The sequence below is a fragment of the Flavobacterium sp. KACC 22763 genome, assembly GCF_028736155.1.
In the GTDB taxonomy this organism is placed as follows: Bacteria; Bacteroidota; Bacteroidia; order Flavobacteriales; family Flavobacteriaceae; genus Flavobacterium.
In genome coordinates, this window is sequence record NZ_CP117879.1 from 3,515,323 (window position 1) to 3,533,159 (window position 17,837).

Below are 17,837 nucleotides of genomic sequence, written 5' to 3' on the forward strand. Positions count from 1 at the left end.
GCAGCTTTTTTTTATATTTTATTTTGTTTTGAAATTATTTCCCAGCCTCCGCTTTTGCATCATTTACCATTTTGTCGTTTGCTGTAATAGAGAATTCAACACGACGGTTTTGCGCTCTTCCTTCTGGAGTGTCATTTGTTGCAATCGGATCTGCAATTCCTAAACCTGAAGTTTTAAAACGGCTTGCTTTTAATCCTTTAGAAACTAAATAAGCTTGAACAGAAGCGGCTCTTTGTCCTGAAAGCGTCAAGTTATATTCTGGTTTACCAGTATTATCAGTATAACCAAAAATTTCAATATTAGTATCTCCGTAATCTGTAAAAACAGGGATCAACTTATCTAAATTAGCTTTTGCTTGAGTAGTTAAAGTTGATTTATTAGTATCAAAACGAACAGCGTTTTCGTTCAAAGTCAAGTGAATTCCTTCACCAACTCTTTCAACATCAGCACCTGGAAGCGCCTGATCGATTTCACGAGCTTGCTTATCCATTTTATTTCCAATCAAAGCTCCAGTTCCACCACCTACAGCAGCTCCAATTACCGCTCCTAGTGCAGCGTTACCGCCTCGACCAATATTATTTCCTAGAATACCTCCAATAACACCACCTGCAACAGCACCAATTCCAGCTCCTTTTTGTGTATTATTGGCATTTTTTACTGAATCGCAACTTGTAAAAAAGCTAGCTAATACCAGTAAACTACTTAATCCTAAAACCTTTATCTTTCTCATTTTTTATACCTTTAAAATATTAATTAGCTCTTTGAAATTGGTAGACCACATCTTTTACCTGACCTCCAACATTTATATTATCTACTAACTGAAATGAACTTTCAGTTACTCCAGCAACTTTTAGCAAATAACCATCTCTTACTTTTTTAGCTTTTTCGCCTGCATTAAGAATTTTAAGCACAAACAAACCTTGGCTGTTTATACTCCATACAATTGGAGAAGAAAATCCAGTACAACTTGGTGATGTTAAAGCCATATTTCCTTTATTATTATTAGAAATAAAACTCCAAGTACTTCCAATAAAACATTTAGAATCGGCAAGATCAAAAGAATTTACTTTGATATAATCTGAACCAGGATAAGATACATTAGTTAGAACCCAATTTCCTTTTAGGGCTACCTGCGTTTTCTTGTCAAGTTTAGTTGAAAGTGTAGTAGCCTCAGAAGATGAAGCTGTTGTGGACGAAGATGATTTACACGCAAAAAATAGAGCGGCAATCATACACATTAAAATACTCTTCTTCATTTTGTACAATTTTTTTAGATTAATATTTGTCTTTTTAACAATTATTGTACCACAAATATACGATTCGTTGAGATATTTTTAGTTCTAGAATCCAATTATTTTCTTTCAAAATTAACATTTCCGACATTTTGTCACCCAAAAAACAATTGGTATTCTATTTGAACAAATGAAAATCATCAAATTAAATCAAAAATTAAAAAATATGGCAACAGGTAAAATTAATGTTTCAGTAGAAAACATTTTTCCCTTAATTAAAAAGTTCTTGTACAGTGACCACGAAATTTTCTTGCGTGAGCTTGTTTCTAACGGTACTGATGCTACTTTAAAATTAAAACATCTTATCAGCATTGGCGAAGCTAAAGTTGAATACGGAAACCCGATTATCGAAGTTAAAGTGGACAAAGAAGGTAAAAAAATCCACATTATCGACCAAGGTTTAGGTATGACGGCTGATGAAGTTGAAAAATACATTAATCAAGTAGCGTTTTCTGGTGCTGAAGAATTCTTAGACAAATACAAAGATTCTGCTAAAGATTCTGGAATTATTGGACATTTTGGTCTTGGTTTCTACTCTGCTTTTATGGTAGCTGAAAAAGTTGAAATCATTACAAAATCGTACAAAGATGAACCGGCTGCACACTGGACATGTGACGGAAGTCCTGAATTCACTTTAGAACCAGCTGACAAAACTTCACGTGGTACAGAAATCATTCTTCATATTGCAGAAGATTCTTTGGAGTTCTTAGACGATTCTAAAATCAGTGGCTTATTAAACAAATACAACAAATTCATGCCTATTCCGATTAAATTCGGAACAAGAACTGAAACGCTTCCAAAACCAGAAGATGCTCCAGAAGATTACGTTAATGAAACTGTTGAAACTGACAACATCATTAACAATCCAAATCCAGCTTGGACAAAACAGCCTTCTGAATTATCTGATGAAGATTACAAAAACTTCTACAGAGAATTGTATCCAATGCAGTTTGAGGAGCCATTATTCCACATTCATTTAAATGTCGATTATCCTTTTAACTTAACTGGTATTTTGTATTTCCCAAAATTAGGAAATGACATGCAGATCCAGAAAGATAAAATTCAGCTGTATCAAAACCAAGTTTACGTTACAGATAACGTAGAAGGAATTGTTCCTGAATTCTTGACGATGCTAAAAGGTGTGATCGATTCTCCAGATATTCCGTTAAACGTTTCTCGTTCTGGATTACAGGCTGATGGTGCGGTTAAGAAAATTTCTAACTACATTACTCGTAAAGTAGCAGATAAATTAAAAGCTTTATTTAACGAAAACCGTACTGATTTTGAAGCAAAATGGAACGATATTAAAATCGTTTTAGAATACGGAATGCTTTCTGAAGAGAAGTTTTACGAAAAAGCAGGTGCATTTGTTTTATATCCAACTGTAGATGATACTTATTTTACTTTAGAAGAATTAAAAGAAAAACTAAAAGAAAACCAAACTGATAAAGATGGTAAGCTTGTAGTTCTTTATGCTGGAAACAAAGATGCACAGCACTCTTATATTGAAGCAGCAAAAGAAAAAGGATACGAAGTATTGCTTTTAGATTCTCCGATTATTTCGCATTTAATCCAGAAAATCGAAAACGATAATAGCGGATTAACTTTTGTACGTGTTGACTCTGATCATATTGACAACTTGATCAAAAAAGAAGAAAACACTATTTCTAAATTATCTGATGACGAAAAAGCAGCTTTAAAAACTTCTTTAGAAGCCTATATTCCAAAAGCATACAGCGTTCAGCTAGAAGCTATGGATTCTCAAGCGGCTCCATTCATTATCACGCAGCCAGAATTTATGCGAAGAATGAAAGAAATGAGCCAGACTGGCGGCGGCGGAATGTTCGGAATGGGTAATATGCCAGAAATGTACAATTTGGTTGTAAATACAAATTCTGATTTAGCTTCAAATATTTTAAATACTGAAGACAAAACGCATCAAGAACATTTAGTAAAACAAGCTTTAGACTTAGCTAAATTATCTCAAAACCTTTTAAAAGGTGAAGCGCTTACTGCGTTTGTTAAAAGAAGTTTTGAAATGATTAAATAATCATTCGAAAAATAAAACTCAGAAATCCTGCAAATTAAGTTTTGCAGGATTTTTTTTATTGATTAAAATTCAAGTAGTTACACCCGACTCAAATCCAAATTAATCTTTTACTTTTAACCTTTGTTTTAATTAATCCACAAAACAAATGCACAATACTTTAAACCCATTTTAAAAAATCAAGAGGAGCCAGCCAAAAATCCTAAAACGAGTAGGCAATTAAATTTTTAAAATATGTTCTACGTTAGATTAAATAAGTTAAGAATTATTAAAAATGGAGATCTGATTGGAAAAGGAGAAATACAATTTATGAGTTTTATAAACCAATCAAGTGATAGTCTTCCAAATTTGAATGAGTTTTTTGAAACTAATGACGAAAACCGAAAGAAAGAAATCATAAAGGACTCTGTATCTCAGGTCATTCAGTCGAGAATATTAATGACAATTTATAAAGTAAAAGACAAAAGCATCATCACATTTGGCGATACTGGCTATATTGTTTACAAAGATGATAAAATACCACAAGATTTTAGCTGGCAAATAGTTGGAGTTGAATTGGATAAAAAAATGCGAGATAATGCTGCTTTAATTAAAGCCGTTTTAACAGATTCAAATATTAATGTCATAACAAAAGGCATTGAAGTTCTAGCAAAAACAAGCAACCCTATAAGCGGTGCTGTTGTTGAACTTTCTAAATTGGTTGTTGGAGCAATTTTAGACATAGCAAAAAACAAGAAAGACGACCAAGTCGGTTATTATTTAAGCTCTTTTATAGAAAAATTAGATTACCCTAATGGAATTAGAGACAAACAAGATGTGCCAGATTTAACAGGTAATATGTTTGTTGATTATTCAATCTTCGGATATCTAGATTATGCAACAAAAGGAGTTGAAGCGCAAAAAAGCTAGTTTCTCCACTTCGTATTAGCTCAATTATAAAAAACTCTTTTTTTTTACACAAAACAACAAATTATACTCGCCTAAACTTTGATTTCGGAAATTTTCATAAACACAAAAGACAGTAGAATTTTCAAATCACTTTGATTAGGAGGAATCAAAAAAACAAGAGAAGCTAAAAGCGCTTATCATAATTTTTTCTTCAAAAAAACGTTATAAAATCCTGTAATCTAAGCATTACAGGATTTTTTATTTGCAATTTATTTTTTTTATTACATTTGAATGCCTTATTAATCTAATCCAAAACAAAACCCATTATGAAAAAAACTGCTATTTTATTAACCGCTATTTGTGCAACAGCACTTTTATACGTTTCTTGTTCAAGTGACAATCATGAAGATACCGTTTCAACAAGCCTTACAGGTATTGGGGCTTCAGTTGCTGTTGACACTTCAAACGAAATGGATCTTAACACTGGTCTTTTAATCAGCACAAGCACCTCAACGACAGGAAAAACCGCTGAAACAGCTCCTGGAATTTGCGCAACAATTACCATTACTACACCAAACGGAACAGATTATCCTAAAGTCTTTTTAGCCGATTTTGGAACAGCGGGATGCACAGACGGAAATAATCTTCTACGAAAAGGAAAACTAAAAGTAACTCTTTCAGGACCAATTACTACAACAGGAAGTAAAATGACAATTGAAAGAATTGACTACTCTATAAAAGGTATCAAACTAGAAGGAACGATTGAATATACCAATACTACCACCACTCCTACTATACCGCAATGGACCAGAAAAGTAACTAATGGTAAATTAACTGATCTACAGGGCGGAGTTTATACTAATTCTGGAATTTACACTACTAAACAAACAGCGGGTGTAGATACGCCTTTTGTTTTATCTGATAATGTATACGAAGTTACAGAAGGAACCCATACAGTAACTGCTTCAAATGGAGAAACACTTACTTTGACTGTAAAGGAACCGCTTATTAAAAAATATTCATGTCTATTTATTTCTAAAGGACAATTAAAAGTTCAAGGAGGCATTTTAAACGGTGTGATCGATTACGGAAATAACGACTGTGATGCAATTTATACGTATACGCACGAGAACGGCTCTTCATTCAATTTATCGATGTAAGACCTTTTCCTGCATGATTTTAAAATCCCAATTTAGAAATAGATTGGGATTATTTTTTTTTATAAAAATAAAACAGCCATCTCTTTACATTTAAACTATTTTCTTTATTTTGCACCAAAATCTCAAAAACCAATGAAAAAAACATTAATTGCTTTTGTTACTCTTGCAGTATTAGCATCTTGCAGCAAAAAAGAAACAGCTGCTGATAATTTACACATCACAGGAAACATTAAAGGTTTAAAAACCGGAACTTTATATATCCAAAGAGTTGTTGACACTTCACTTGTTGCTATTGATAGTATTAAAATTGATGGAAATTCAGCTTTTGAAAGGGACATTAAATTAGAATCTCCTGAAATGTTATATTTATATTTAGATCGAGGTGTAACAAATTCATTAGACAATAATATTTTATTCTTTGCTGAACCGGGAAATATTAATATTGATACCAATTTGGATAACTTCATCGCTGGCGCAAAAATTACTGGATCTAAAAACCAAGAATTATACGAAGAATATCAAAAAATAAATACTCGTTTTAGAGATGAAAACCTTTCAATGGTTGAATCAAAATTTAAAGCATTAAAGAGAAAAGATCAGAAAGCAATTGACAGTATTGACGCCAAACAACAGTCAAACATCAAAAGAAAATATTTATACGCTACAAACTTTGCCATCAACAATAAAGATCACGAAGTAGCACCTTATATTGCTTTAGCAGAGATTTATGATATCAATTTGAAGTTTCTTGATACGATTCAAAAATCAATGACTCCAAAAGTAGCTCAATCACTTTATGGAAAAAAATTGACAAAGTATGTTGCTGAAATTAAGAAAAGCGAGCAACCTAACTAACTTAATTACATAAAAAACAATAAGTTACAACTAAAAAATACATTTTTTTCCGTCTTCTCATAAATCCTGTTTTTAAAAGAACAGGATTTTTTTATGCCCTTTTTTTTACAATCGATCTTTATTTTCATAAATACCTGACAATTAAACAATTAAAAGTTAAATTGTCAGAATACACATATATATTATATTGATTTGTAATAACTTAGCCTTAAACTAAAAAACTACATTTATGGAAAATTTAATCAGCAACATCAGTCGACCTAAGTATGATTATATTGATTCGTCTGTTTTTCACAAATTAGAATCTTATAATCCAAAACATTCTCAAGCAGAAAAAATTCCAGACCAAGAACCTTACACTTTAAATGGTCAAAAATTACGTCTAAATTTTATTCGCAGCCAATTAAACTTAGACCTAGATTTTCTTTCTGGAGAAAAGGTATTCACTAACAACGAAAGTCTTAAAGGCAACATAGAAAATTACATCGGAATGAGCCAGATTCCTACCGGAATTATTGGGCCATTAGTAATAAACGGAAGCCTCGCCCAAGGCCCTTTCTACGTTCCTCTCGCCACAACCGAAGGCGCATTATTAGCCTCTTACAATAGAGGTGCAAAAGCCTGTAGAGAATCTGGCCCTATAACTGTTGTCACACTTCAGGAAGGCGTGCAGAGAACCCCAACCTTTAAGTTTAAAACCGTTATTGAACTAGGTAAATTTGTCTCATGGGTTTTAGATCACACCGAAACCTTTTCTGCACTAACTAGAGAAACCAGCAATTATGCCATTTTAAATGACATAGGCATTAATATCGAAGGAAACATTCTAATCTTAAAATTTGAATTTACTTCAGGCGATGCTTCGGGTCAAAACATGGTAACAATTTGTTCGGATAGAATATGCCAATATATTTTGGAAAACTGCCCAATAAAACCTGTTTTCTGGACTATTGAAGGTAATTTTTCTGGCGACAAAAAAATAAGCCCCTTAAATACCAGAGTTCGCGGAAAAAAAGTTACTGCAGAAATCGTATTGAAAAAAGAGGTCATTAAATCGGTTTTAAAGACAACTCCGGCATTATTGCACGAACAATGGAGAATATGCGTTTCTGGAGCAAAAAAAGCAGGTGTAGTGGGCGGCGGAATGCATCCTTCTAATGGACTTGCAGCTTTGTTTATTGCCTGCGGACAAGATGTCGCCTGTACAGGTGAAGCTTCTGTTGCTGTAACGCGAATGGAAATCACTGAAGATGACGACATTTATTTTGCCATTACAATGTCAAATATGATTGTAGGTACGGTTGGCGGCGGAACTTCATTTCCGACTCAAAGAGAGTGTCTTGAGCTGTTGGACTGTTACGGAGCCGGAAAGAGTGGCAAATTTGCTGAAATCGCAATTGCCGTCTGCTTAACTGGTGAGCTTTCAATTTTGGCAGCAATGTCATCAGGACAATTTACGGCTGCACACCAAACACTGGGAAGATAAATTAATTAAATCCTAAAATTCAAATTCCAAATTCCAAATTCCAATTCTTAACTCGAACTGAAATTTGGAATTTTTTATTTTTATCATCTTTGTCAAAGTTCAAACTTTGACAAAGATGATAATTTGGAATTTTAAGTATTGGAATTTGTCAAGATTTGGAATTTGTCAAGATTTGGAATTTGTCAAGATTTGGAATTTGGAATTTTAAATATTGGAATTTATTTTTTTTTGAACAAAAAAAAAACCACCACATTTCTGTGATGGTTTTTGAGCCGATAGAGGGACTCGAACCCACGACCTGCTGATTACAAATCAGCTGCTCTAGCCAGCTGAGCTACATCGGCCTATTTTGCGAGTGCAAAGATATAAATGTTTTTTAATATTCCAAAAAAAATTTCACACCTCTCTCTATAATTAAAAAAACCACCACATTTCTGTGATGGTTTCCGTTTTTTTGAGCCGATAGAGGGACTCGAACCCACGACCTGCTGATTACAAATCAGCTGCTCTAGCCAGCTGAGCTACATCGGCGTCATTACGGGTGCAAATATAAAGCGGTTTTTCAATTTCCCAAAATATTTTTGCACTTTTTTACACTTTTTTTTGCTTAAAGCGCGTTGATTTTTTCAATCAATTGATTAGCAGTTTGTTCTAATTCAACATTGATTTGTTTGAAGTGTGCTTTTTTATTTTCAACGTTCTTAGCGTTCACTTTTGTAATCAAAGTATCGAATGCAGCGATAGCTTCATCGATTAAAGCATTCGTTTCTGGAGTAGGATTTCCTGTTGTAGACATCTCAAACAAGTAAACTGCCTCAATAATATCTCCTAATACAAAATTGATGTCTTTCTTTAAATTTTTAACGTTTGCCATTTTTATTATAATTTTAATTTGCGTTTGCAAAAGTACATATTATCTTTAGAATAAGTGTTAAGAAATGTAAATTTCTAAAATTGAAGCTTTTCCACTCAAATTAAATGCTTTTATTGCAGCTGGCACCAAAACGGTATCTCCTTTTTTGTAAGCCTGCTTGAATCCGTCATATTCGATTTCGAAGCTTCCTTCAATACACATATAAACTGTAAATGTTTCTCCAGATTTCGAAACTGTTACTTTATCTTCTAATGGAATAAAATTTGTCGTGAAATAAGGACAATCTACAACAACATTTGATGTATTAGTTTTTGAATCGTATTTCTTTTGTGTATCAACTTTATTGTAGTTTATAGCATCTAAAGCTAAATCTACATGTAATTCTCTTTTGTTTCCTTGAGCATCTACACGGTCAAAATCATATAATCTATACGTAATATCAGATGTCTGCTGAATTTCTGCAACTACCAATCCTGCTCCAATTGCATGAACAGTTCCAGTTTCTAAGAAAAAGACATCTCCTGATTTTGCTTTCACATCATCTAAGATCGAAACCAAGGTATTGTCGTGCAAATGTTTCAAATATTCTTCTTTACTAGAATCTTCTTTAAAACCAACAATAATCCTAGCATCTGCATCAGCTTGCATTACGTACCACATTTCAGTTTTACCAAATGAATTGTGACGTTCCTTTGCCAATTTATCGTTTGGATGCACCTGAATAGAAAGATCTTCTCTTGCATCTAGATATTTAAAAAGAAGCGGAAATTGTTTTCCAAATCTTTCATAAACTTTAGTTCCTAAAATAGCGTCTGGTGTTTCATCGATTAAATCCATTAAAGATTTTCCTTTTAAAACTCCATTTGCAACCACACTTACATCTCCTTGTACAGTAGATAATTCCCAGCTTTCGCCCGTAATTTTAGAAACGATTGGTTTGTTTAGAATTGTTTTTAATTTTTCTCCTCCCCAGATTCTTTCTTTCAAAATCGGTTCAAATTGCAAAGGGTATAAATTTTGACTCATGTTTTTTAGGCTAATATATTTGTTTAATTAATTCTATTCTGATACTATTTTGGTTTTCTATGATACTAATTCCTGTACGGCTTCTAAGGCTTTTGGTATATGTTTAGCAGCATTTGCGCTATCAAATATCGAAATCACCAGTCCATTTTTATCAATTATATAGGTAATGCGTCCTGGAAGAAGTCCAAATAAAATATTACGAACACCAAAAAGTTTTCTTAATCTTTTATCCTGATCTGAAAGCAAAATAAAAGGTAATTTATGTTTAACAGCAAATTTATGATGTGACTTTACACTATCGCTGCTAATACCAATTACCTCAGCCCCCAAATCCTTAAAATCCTCATATTGATCCCGAAAACTGCAAGCTTCGGTTGTACATCCTGGCGTATTATCTTTTGGGTAAAAATAAATCACCAGCGGCTTTCTTCCTAAAACGCTTTGGCTTTCAAAAAGTTCACCATTGTTGTCTTTCGCAGTAAAATTCGGAACTATATCTCCTATTTTTAATGACATTTTTTATTCTCCTTTATAAGTTACAAAATTTCGGTCCGTTTCGTTCAGCACAACTTCAAGATCAAAGTCAGTGTGAATTCGTTGTCTAATTTTATTCCATATCACAACAGCAATATTTTCTGCGGTCGGATTCAAATCTGCAAATTCTGGAACATCCAGATTAAGATTTTTGTGATCAAACGGAATTTCTACTTCTTCTCGTATAATATCCGCTAATACTTTCACATCGAGAACAAAACCAGTTTCCGGGTCAATCTTTCCTGTAACACTTACTGTTAAACCATAATTGTGACCATGAAAGTTAGGATTATTGCATTTTCCAAAAACAGCATCGTTTTTTTCAAACGACCAATCCTTTCGATGCAGTCGATGTGCAGCATTAAAATGTGCTTTTCTTGATATGGTTACTCTCATTTATGTTTTTGGTTAGTTTGGCTATAATTTATGGTCTTCTAGATAATGATCAAATTCGTCAAAAATTATCTTAAACCATACGGTATAAATTTCAGGCTGTTTTTCAATATCTGCTTTAACATCTTCAATACTCATCCATTTCCAGTCTTCAACTTCGTCAGGATTTATGTTTGGTTCCTCATTATAATAACCAATCATAACATGGTCCAGCTCATGTTCTGTCAAACCATTATCAAAAGGTGCTTTATAGATAAAATGAAATAGCTCTTTCAATTCAGCTTTAAATCCCATTTCTTCAAACAACCTTCTACTTCCCGCTTCAATGTTTGTTTCTCCTTCTCTCTGATGACTGCAGCAAGTGTTTGTCCAAAGCAACGGAGAATGATATTTATGATGAGCACGCTGCTGCAGCATAATTTCGTTTTTACTATTTAAAATAAAAACCGAAAAGGCACGGTGCAAAAGCGCTTTTTCATGTGCTTCTAATTTTGGCATCAAGCCAATCTGTTCATCGTTCTGATTAACTAGTATTACGTTTTCTTCTGTCATAAGGCTTCTTAAGCAAACAAAAATACGAAAAAAGAAATGGCTTAAAAATGCTAATTCCGTTTGGCAAAAGTTAAGCTTTTCATCCTATTTCTATTCTACTGATTTACAACGTTATATTTTATGCTAAATTTTAAAAGCAGTTAAAATTAAGACATAAAAACTACATTGCGTTGTTTTACGTAACTAATAAAAAGTTAAAACACACTTAAAAAAATCTCAATAATAACACAGTCTGTACTTTGAAGCTAGTTCTCAACGTATCTTTGATATACAGATTAATACACCTAAGAACTTATGAAATCTAAAAACCTAATTTTCAGCCTTTGTTTTTTGATTCCGCTTTTTATTTTACAAGCCTGCGGACAAAACACTAAAAAACAAACTGCACAAACTGCTGTTATGGAAAATAAAATCAGTAAACCCGGAAATCCTTATTATTCAAATACCGACACAACGAAACTAAATGTAAGCAATGCCGAATGGAAAAAAGTACTTCCCGAAGATGTTTATGCTGTAATGCGCGAAGCCGACACAGAAAGACCTTTTACAGGAAAATATTGGAATACTGACGAAAAAGGGACGTATTACTGCGCTTCTTGCGGAAACTTGCTTTTTAGATCTACAGCAAAATTTTCAAGTAGTTGCGGATGGCCAAGTTTTTTTGAACAAGAGAACAAAAAAAGCATTGTGTTTAAAGAAGATAATTCACTTGGAATGGAAAGAACTGAAACGCTTTGCGGACGATGTGGCGGGCATTTAGGACATATATTTGACGATGGTCCTGCTCCTACAGGAAAACGCTACTGCATGAATTCGATTGCTCTTGATTTTATTCCTGATACTAAATAATCACAAAATGAAAAATATACTTTTAATGTGTCTTTTTGCGCTTTCGCTAAATGGCATTTCCCAAAACAAAAAAGCGAATCTAGAAACTATAACACTAGGCGGAGGATGCTATTGGTGTGTTGAAGCCGTTTACGAAAATTTGGACGGAGTAAAATCTGTTGTTTCTGGATTTTCTGGCGGAAAAATAGCAAATCCAACTTACGAAGAAGTTTGCACAGGAGAAACGGGTCATGCCGAAGTTGTCCAAATTACTTACGACAAAAATGTAACTGATATTAATGAAATCTTCAAAGTCTTTTTTACCGTTCACGACCCAACAACTTTAAATCGTCAAGGAGCAGATGTAGGAACGCAATACCGTTCTGTTATTTTCTATAAAAATGACGAACAGAGAAAAGCGGCTCAAAGCATTATTGCAGAATTGAATAAAGCGAAGGTTTATAACAGTCCAATTGTGACAAAAGTGGAACCTTTTAAAGTTTTTTATAAAGCAGAAGATTATCATCAAAATTATTATTCAAACAATAAAAATCAACCCTATTGCAAAATGGTGATTCAGCCGAAAATAGAAAAGTTTGAAAAGGTTTTTAAAGATAAGCTGAAAAAGAAATAAAGAATATTAACCGCTTCTATCTTTTGGAAAGCTCCAGAGGAGCGAAATATTTATAGCAAAAACGTTTTTTACAATATAAAGCTCCGGAGGAGCGACATATATTAGATTATAAAATATATGTCGCTCCTCCGGAGCTTTTTTTTATTTGTCTTATGAAATTCTATACATATTTTACCCCGCTGGGGCTTGCTGACAAGATTATTTTATAAATTCTTCGATTTAATCATCCTTTTTTTTTGTTTACTAACCCTTATAAACATTGGGGTTTTCTTTTAATTGAAAAAATATTTTATTTTTTTTCATCTTTTTTGTCCAATCCTGAAAGTTCGATTGTTATTAGGGTATAAACAATTAAAAAATATACATCATGGAAACTAGACTTAATTTATTCGAACAAGGTCAAAAAGCAGTTAGCACATTATTTGGAATCAGCGGTTACTTGAAAAAAGGTTCAATCGAAGCTTCTCTTATGGAATTAATAAATTTCAGAATCTCTCAAATCAACAATTGCGGTTATTGCTTAGACATGCATTCAAAAGAAGCTTTGGCCGCTGGAGAAACAGCACAGCGTTTATTTGGATTAAGCGTTTGGAGAGAAGCTCCTTATTATACAAAAAGAGAAAGAGTTGCTCTTGCTCTAGCAGAAGCAGTAAATGCCTGCGATGTTCCAGACGAGATTTACGAAATTGCAAAAGCTGAATTTACAGAGCAAGAATTAATAGATCTTACACTTGCAGTCGCAGCAATTAATGCTTGGAATCGTCTTAATATTACTTTTGCCAATGTACCAGGAACTTATAGAGTTGGCCAGTTTGGAAAATAATAATTGATTTTTATTTTCTAAAAACATTTAACTTTATACAACTTAAAGCAGATTATTCAATTATAAAAACATAAAAAATGAATGAGTTTTTATTGATTTTCAGAAGAGATTTTAAAACAAAAGAGGCACAGCCTTCTCCAGAAGAATACCAACAGCACCTGCAACAATGGCAAAACTGGTTTGGAAGCCTTGCCGCTCAAGATAAACTGGCGAGACCTTTACAGCGTTGGGACGGACAAGGAAAACTAGTCAATTCTAAAGGAGTAACTGATGGTCCATTTGTTGAAATTAAAGAATCAATCGGCGGCTTAATAATCATTAAAGCCAAAGATTATGACGAGGCAGCCGAAATTGCACAAGGATGTCCAGTTTTAAATTTTGGCGGAAATGTCGAAATTAGAATGGGTGTTTAATAATAAACCAAATGAAATAAAAATGCCTTTGTATCTTTACTCAGGCATTTTTTCTTAAAAATATGGAGCACAAAGAACTTTTACCCAATTTATTCCGAACCGAATATCAAAAAATAGTTTCAGTTCTCTGCAGCTTATTCGGAATTCAACATATCGAAATTGCAGAAGATATTGTAAGCGATACTTTCCTCACCGCTTCAGAAACTTGGGCAATTAAAGGAATTCCCGAAAACCCTTCTGCTTGGCTTTATACAGTTGCCAAAAACAAAACCAAAAATCACCTAAAAAGAAATAACGTTTTTGAAACCAAAATAGTTTCCGAAATAAAACATAATACACCACTAAACAATCCTGAAATAGACATTGATTTGTCTGATCAAAATATTGCCGACAGTCAACTTGCTATGATTTTCACGGTTTGCAATCCGTGTAATTCTGAAGAAGCGCAAATTGCTCTTGCCTTAAATTTACTATGCGGTTTTGGAATAAATGAAATCTCTGATGCCTTTTTGTCCAACAGAGAGGTCATTTATAAAAGAATTAATCGAGCCAAAGAAAAACTCAAAGAAGAAAATATAAAAATTCAGAATCCCAGCAATTCCGAAATAAAAGACAGAATTCAAACCGTTCTAAAAACCATTTACCTGCTTTATTCTGAAGGCTACTACTCTATTTCGCAAAACACCACTTTACGAAAAGATCTTTGTACCGAAGCCATGCGCCTGACTTATTTATTAATTCAAAATGAAAGCACCAATCTACCTCACACCAATGCTTTGATGGCTTTAATGTGTTTTCACTCTTCAAGGTTTGATGCGCGAACTGGTTCAAATGGCGAAATTATTCTGTATGAAGATCAAGATCAATCGCTTTGGAATCAGGAATTAATTGGTAAAGGAACTTACTTTTTAAGCCAATCTTCAACAGGAAACACACTTTCAAAATATCACTTAGAAGCCGGAATTGCTTATTGGCACACCATTAAAAAAGAAACCACAGAGAAATGGAAAAATATTCTGGAACTCTACAATAATCTGATCATTTTAGAATATTCGCCAATTGTGGCTTTAAACAGAACTTACGCTTTGTCTAAAGTAAACGGAAAAGAAGAAGCAATCAAAGAAGCCGAAAAATTGAATTTAACAGATAATCATTTTTATTATTCTCTACTAGGAAATCTTTATTCTGAAATTGACGTAAAAAAAGCATTTCAGCATTTTGAAACTGCATTTGGCTTAGCTAAAACAGCATCCGATAAAAATATTATCAGCAAAAATATCGAGCAGTTGAAGTTGAAAACCAATTAGCTTTAGCATAAAAACAAAAAAGGGGAAATGAAAAATCTTTTCCCCTTTTTTATACTGATTTTTAAGACTATTGCTTAGCTACTTTTTTAAATCTCATTACCGGAACATCGCCCTGAATTAAATTTAGTTTCCCATCTTTATCAATAGAATAACTTGTAATTTGTCTAATTTGTTTTAAGAATACTTGTTCACCTCCACCTTCGCAAAACATCATAGTAGTTGGCCCTTCTTCTCCAAAAGTCAAAGACTTTCCTTTTAAGGTATAAGACGCACTGTAACCGTTACATCCGTTATTGCCATAAACTTTTGTTTCTTTTTGATCGAAAGTAAGCTGTGGTTTTTTATTTGGGTATAATCCTTCAAAAGCAATTCTTGGCCCTGAGATATATTCCAACTCCCAAGTTGTACCAAATAAATCGCCATCATTAGAAGCAGATTTTGACGCCGTACATGAAGCAAATAATAAAGTTAAAACTGAAAGGACTGCTAATGTGTATTTTTTCATAAAAGTGGATTTTAAAGATTTATAATTTGTTTTTTGAAGTATAAAATAATTCTATAAAAATTCTTTTCTCAATATTCGTGCCCAGTTACAGGTTTATCAAAGTTTTAATTTTAGCATAAACCGTAATTCTCTGTCTCTAAGTTACTACAATTTATTTAAAGTTTTATCTCTCAAATGTTTAAAATAAAACAAGTGACATTATTTTTTTTGTAATTTGCGTCGATCAAAAAACCAAAAATCATCAATAAAAAACCAAAAAATGAAACAATTTCTCTTCTTGTTTGTATTTGCATTGACAGCACCATTTGCTCATTCGCAAGAAAACCTTCCAACAGATTATCTCACAAAAGAATTTCACCAAGGACGCCGCGAAGCTTTTAGAGCTTTAATGCCTGCTAATTCGGTTGCCGTTGTTTTTTCTTACCCCGAAAGAGTTTTTTCTAGAGATATCGACTATAATTATCATGCAAATCCTGACATGTATTATTTATCAGGATATAAAGAACCTAATGCAATATTGTTAATTTTTAAAGAAGAACAAGGATCAGAAAAATACAATGAAGTCCTTTTTGTTAGAGAAAGAAATGCAGCGCACGAAATGTGGACAGGCAGACGTTTGGGAGTTGAAGGCGCAAAATCGAAACTAGGCTTTACAACTGTTTATAACGGAAAAGAATTTAATGCGTTTGCCATTGATTTTGCAAAATTTGATAAAATAATTTATGATAAAATCCCAACAGATGTTGCAGAAAACAATAATCCTGACAATTTATATGCATTATTAAAATCATTTAAAGCTAAAGCTGGAATTACGCAAGAAAATGAAACTTCAACAGAATTATTCAATAAAATTACCAGTTCTCTTCGTGAAATAAAAACTCCTGAAGAACTTGTTTTGATGCGTAAAACAGTAAAACTTTCTTGTGTTGCCCACAATGAAGTGATGAAAGCTGTAGGTCCAGATATGAGCGAAAACGAAGCCGACGGAATTCACGCCTACATTCATAAGCATTATGGCGCAGAAGGCGAAGGCTATGGACCAATTGTAGGAGCTGGAGCAAACGGATGTATCTTGCACTATTGGGAAAACAATGCCACAAAAATCGACAATCAATTATTATTAATGGATGTTGGTTCTGAGTATCATGGCTATTCTGCAGACGTAACAAGAACAATTCCAGCAAACGGAAAATTTACCGAAGAACAGAAAGCGATTTATCAAATTGTTTATGATGCTCAAGAAGCTGTTTTTAAAATCTGTAAAGAAGGAACTCCGCTAGTGGCTTTAAACGAAACTGCAAAAGATGTAATAGCAAAAGGTTTAATTAAATTAGGAATTATTACAGATCCGAAAGATGTAAAATTATATTATCCGCACTCATGCTCACACTTTCTTGGTTTAGATGTTCACGACAAAGGAACTTACAATGGACCACAGACTCTTATAAAAGAAAACATGATTCTTACTGTAGAACCTGGAATTTATATTCCGGCAAATAGCAAATGCGATAAAAAATGGTGGAATATAGGTGTTCGTATCGAAGATGATATTTTAATGCTAAAAGATTCATACGAAAACCTTTCTGCAGATTCTCCAAGAAAATGGCAAGATATCGAAGCTTTAGCCAAACAGAAAAGTACTTTTAATGATATGAAATTGCCTAAAATATAAATCCTGAAAAGTTTTTAAAGGCGACCTAAAAATAAAACCTAAAAACAATTATCAAACCATTAGTAAATAACAGAGTATTTGCTAATGGTTTTTCTATATAATTTCATGAATATTCAGGCCAAAACCAACACAAACAACTAAAAACAAATAAGTTACAACAAAAAACAAGACTAATAATTCAATTTTAAAACATTCCACATCTCTTTTTTTCGTAAATTAGTAGTCCCAAAAATGGACACTATTTATCGCACTTCAATTTCCCAAACCTGTGAAGATAAGCCGAAAAAAAACGACGGATTCAAACAGACGATATGGGAATCTTCAGTACCTAAATCCAAGGATCTCACATCTGCAAAATGAAATCCAGTTTTTCTAGCTAAATATCCTAACTGTAATTTTTCGAATCAGGAAAATCCTGCCTCTTCGCATTAATTAAAAAATGCATTGCAAGAGAGCTTTGTCTTTTTCATAAAACACAACTACGACAAAGTTCTCAAAAAGAACATGTAATAAACAATTCTGGAAAAATTTAACCAATAAAAAAGAAA

General features: G+C 33.1%; 19 protein-coding genes and 2 tRNA genes. 11 read left to right on the forward strand and 10 right to left on the reverse strand.

Annotated elements, in window-relative coordinates:
* Positions 1-34: 34 nt before the first annotated feature.
* Both PQ463_RS14450 and PQ463_RS14455 read right to left on the reverse strand, forming a co-directional pair.
* Positions 35-730 carry a YiaD family glycine zipper/OmpA-like lipoprotein gene (locus PQ463_RS14450; protein WP_202005807.1) on the reverse strand — a complete coding sequence of 232 codons (696 nt, stop codon included), beginning with the start codon at positions 728-730 and terminating at the stop codon, positions 35-37.
* Between the two features lie 19 nt (positions 731-749).
* The gene (locus tag PQ463_RS14455) at positions 750-1,256 is read right to left on the reverse strand and encodes a lipocalin family protein (RefSeq protein ID WP_274254294.1); all 507 of its coding nucleotides are present in this window, start codon (positions 1,254-1,256) and stop codon (positions 750-752) included.
* A 202-nt stretch (positions 1,257-1,458) separates the two neighbouring features.
* Here PQ463_RS14455 and htpG point away from each other — a divergent pair, with 202 nt between their 5' ends.
* From htpG to PQ463_RS14480, 5 genes are all read left to right on the forward strand, one after another.
* Entirely contained in the window at positions 1,459-3,342 is a 1,884-nt protein-coding gene (gene htpG, locus PQ463_RS14460) for a molecular chaperone HtpG (RefSeq protein WP_274254295.1), read from the forward strand.
* 231 nt (positions 3,343-3,573) lie between these two features.
* A complete protein-coding gene (locus tag PQ463_RS14465; protein ID WP_274254296.1) occupies positions 3,574-4,248 on the forward strand; it encodes a hypothetical protein in 675 nt (224 codons plus the stop codon).
* A gap of 305 nt (positions 4,249-4,553) precedes the next feature.
* Positions 4,554-5,387 carry a hypothetical protein gene (locus PQ463_RS14470; RefSeq protein ID WP_274254297.1) on the forward strand — a complete coding sequence of 278 codons (834 nt, stop codon included), beginning with the start codon at positions 4,554-4,556 and terminating at the stop codon, positions 5,385-5,387.
* A gap of 132 nt (positions 5,388-5,519) precedes the next feature.
* Positions 5,520-6,242: a DUF4369 domain-containing protein gene (locus PQ463_RS14475; protein WP_274254298.1), complete on the forward strand. Its 723-nt coding sequence runs from the start codon at positions 5,520-5,522 to the stop codon at positions 6,240-6,242.
* A 229-nt stretch (positions 6,243-6,471) separates the two neighbouring features.
* Positions 6,472-7,728, forward strand: a complete 1,257-nt coding sequence (locus tag PQ463_RS14480; protein ID WP_274254299.1) for a hydroxymethylglutaryl-CoA reductase — start codon at positions 6,472-6,474, stop codon at positions 7,726-7,728.
* 270 nt (positions 7,729-7,998) lie between these two features.
* Here the strand turns inward: PQ463_RS14480 and PQ463_RS14485 are convergent.
* From PQ463_RS14485 to idi, 7 genes are all read right to left on the reverse strand, one after another.
* Positions 7,999-8,072: transfer RNA gene (locus PQ463_RS14485), tRNA-Thr, on the reverse strand.
* Positions 8,073-8,185: 113 nt separating this feature from the next.
* Positions 8,186-8,259 (reverse strand) — tRNA-Thr (locus PQ463_RS14490).
* Between the two features lie 76 nt (positions 8,260-8,335).
* On the reverse strand, positions 8,336-8,602 hold the full coding sequence (locus PQ463_RS14495; protein WP_012022371.1) for a hypothetical protein: 267 nt from the start codon (positions 8,600-8,602) through the stop codon (positions 8,336-8,338).
* A gap of 57 nt (positions 8,603-8,659) precedes the next feature.
* Positions 8,660-9,628, reverse strand: coding sequence for a type I phosphomannose isomerase catalytic subunit (locus tag PQ463_RS14500; protein WP_274254300.1), 969 nt, complete (start codon positions 9,626-9,628; stop codon positions 8,660-8,662).
* Between the two features lie 57 nt (positions 9,629-9,685).
* A complete protein-coding gene (locus tag PQ463_RS14505) occupies positions 9,686-10,144 on the reverse strand; it encodes a peroxiredoxin (RefSeq protein WP_274254301.1) in 459 nt (152 codons plus the stop codon).
* A 3-nt stretch (positions 10,145-10,147) separates the two neighbouring features.
* On the reverse strand, positions 10,148-10,558 hold the full coding sequence (locus PQ463_RS14510) for a 6-carboxytetrahydropterin synthase (protein ID WP_111285162.1): 411 nt from the start codon (positions 10,556-10,558) through the stop codon (positions 10,148-10,150).
* Positions 10,559-10,579: 21 nt separating this feature from the next.
* Positions 10,580-11,107 carry an isopentenyl-diphosphate Delta-isomerase gene (gene idi, locus PQ463_RS14515; RefSeq protein WP_073408979.1) on the reverse strand — a complete coding sequence of 176 codons (528 nt, stop codon included), beginning with the start codon at positions 11,105-11,107 and terminating at the stop codon, positions 10,580-10,582.
* A 294-nt stretch (positions 11,108-11,401) separates the two neighbouring features.
* Here idi and msrB point away from each other — a divergent pair, with 294 nt between their 5' ends.
* The 5 genes from msrB (at position 11,402) to PQ463_RS14540 (ending at position 15,112) form a co-directional block, all read left to right on the forward strand.
* Complete coding sequence (msrB, locus tag PQ463_RS14520; RefSeq protein ID WP_274254303.1) at positions 11,402-11,956, forward strand: peptide-methionine (R)-S-oxide reductase MsrB; 555 nt, start codon at positions 11,402-11,404, stop codon at positions 11,954-11,956.
* 7 nt (positions 11,957-11,963) lie between these two features.
* On the forward strand, positions 11,964-12,569 hold the full coding sequence (gene msrA / locus PQ463_RS14525) for a peptide-methionine (S)-S-oxide reductase MsrA (RefSeq protein ID WP_274254304.1): 606 nt from the start codon (positions 11,964-11,966) through the stop codon (positions 12,567-12,569).
* 367 nt (positions 12,570-12,936) lie between these two features.
* Complete coding sequence (locus tag PQ463_RS14530; RefSeq protein ID WP_274254305.1) at positions 12,937-13,392, forward strand: carboxymuconolactone decarboxylase family protein; 456 nt, start codon at positions 12,937-12,939, stop codon at positions 13,390-13,392.
* Positions 13,393-13,469: 77 nt separating this feature from the next.
* Positions 13,470-13,805 carry a YciI family protein gene (locus tag PQ463_RS14535; protein ID WP_111364290.1) on the forward strand — a complete coding sequence of 112 codons (336 nt, stop codon included), beginning with the start codon at positions 13,470-13,472 and terminating at the stop codon, positions 13,803-13,805.
* A gap of 62 nt (positions 13,806-13,867) precedes the next feature.
* Positions 13,868-15,112 (forward strand): RNA polymerase sigma factor, encoded by a 1,245-nt coding sequence (locus PQ463_RS14540; RefSeq protein WP_274254306.1) that lies wholly within the window; start codon positions 13,868-13,870, stop codon positions 15,110-15,112.
* Positions 15,113-15,179: 67 nt separating this feature from the next.
* Here the strand turns inward: PQ463_RS14540 and PQ463_RS14545 are convergent, their stop codons facing one another.
* On the reverse strand, positions 15,180-15,617 hold the full coding sequence (locus PQ463_RS14545; protein WP_274254307.1) for an META domain-containing protein: 438 nt from the start codon (positions 15,615-15,617) through the stop codon (positions 15,180-15,182).
* A gap of 259 nt (positions 15,618-15,876) precedes the next feature.
* Here PQ463_RS14545 and PQ463_RS14550 point away from each other — a divergent pair, with 259 nt between their 5' ends.
* Positions 15,877-17,289, forward strand: coding sequence for an aminopeptidase P N-terminal domain-containing protein (locus tag PQ463_RS14550; protein WP_274254308.1), 1,413 nt, complete (start codon positions 15,877-15,879; stop codon positions 17,287-17,289).
* Positions 17,290-17,837: the final 548 nt, after the last annotated feature.

Coding starts and splice junctions, on each gene's coding strand:
- PQ463_RS14450 (WP_202005807.1), bottom strand. CDS start 730: ATGAGAAAGATAAAGGTTTTAGGATTAAGTAGTTTACTGGTATTAGCT.
- PQ463_RS14470 (WP_274254297.1), top strand. CDS start 4,554: ATGAAAAAAACTGCTATTTTATTAACCGCTATTTGTGCAACAGCACTT.
- PQ463_RS14505 (WP_274254301.1), bottom strand. CDS start 10,144: ATGTCATTAAAAATAGGAGATATAGTTCCGAATTTTACTGCGAAAGAC.
- PQ463_RS14465 (WP_274254296.1), top strand. CDS start 3,574: ATGTTCTACGTTAGATTAAATAAGTTAAGAATTATTAAAAATGGAGAT.
- PQ463_RS14530 (WP_274254305.1), top strand. CDS start 12,937: ATGGAAACTAGACTTAATTTATTCGAACAAGGTCAAAAAGCAGTTAGC.
- PQ463_RS14500 (WP_274254300.1), bottom strand. CDS start 9,628: ATGAGTCAAAATTTATACCCTTTGCAATTTGAACCGATTTTGAAAGAA.
- PQ463_RS14510 (WP_111285162.1), bottom strand. CDS start 10,558: ATGAGAGTAACCATATCAAGAAAAGCACATTTTAATGCTGCACATCGA.
- PQ463_RS14545 (WP_274254307.1), bottom strand. CDS start 15,617: ATGAAAAAATACACATTAGCAGTCCTTTCAGTTTTAACTTTATTATTT.
- msrA (WP_274254304.1), top strand. CDS start 11,964: ATGAAAAATATACTTTTAATGTGTCTTTTTGCGCTTTCGCTAAATGGC.
- PQ463_RS14550 (WP_274254308.1), top strand. CDS start 15,877: ATGAAACAATTTCTCTTCTTGTTTGTATTTGCATTGACAGCACCATTT.
- msrB (WP_274254303.1), top strand. CDS start 11,402: ATGAAATCTAAAAACCTAATTTTCAGCCTTTGTTTTTTGATTCCGCTT.
- PQ463_RS14480 (WP_274254299.1), top strand. CDS start 6,472: ATGGAAAATTTAATCAGCAACATCAGTCGACCTAAGTATGATTATATT.
- PQ463_RS14540 (WP_274254306.1), top strand. CDS start 13,868: ATGGAGCACAAAGAACTTTTACCCAATTTATTCCGAACCGAATATCAA.
- idi (WP_073408979.1), bottom strand. CDS start 11,107: ATGACAGAAGAAAACGTAATACTAGTTAATCAGAACGATGAACAGATT.
- PQ463_RS14495 (WP_012022371.1), bottom strand. CDS start 8,602: ATGGCAAACGTTAAAAATTTAAAGAAAGACATCAATTTTGTATTAGGA.
- htpG (WP_274254295.1), top strand. CDS start 1,459: ATGGCAACAGGTAAAATTAATGTTTCAGTAGAAAACATTTTTCCCTTA.
- PQ463_RS14455 (WP_274254294.1), bottom strand. CDS start 1,256: ATGAAGAAGAGTATTTTAATGTGTATGATTGCCGCTCTATTTTTTGCG.
- PQ463_RS14475 (WP_274254298.1), top strand. CDS start 5,520: ATGAAAAAAACATTAATTGCTTTTGTTACTCTTGCAGTATTAGCATCT.
- PQ463_RS14535 (WP_111364290.1), top strand. CDS start 13,470: ATGAATGAGTTTTTATTGATTTTCAGAAGAGATTTTAAAACAAAAGAG.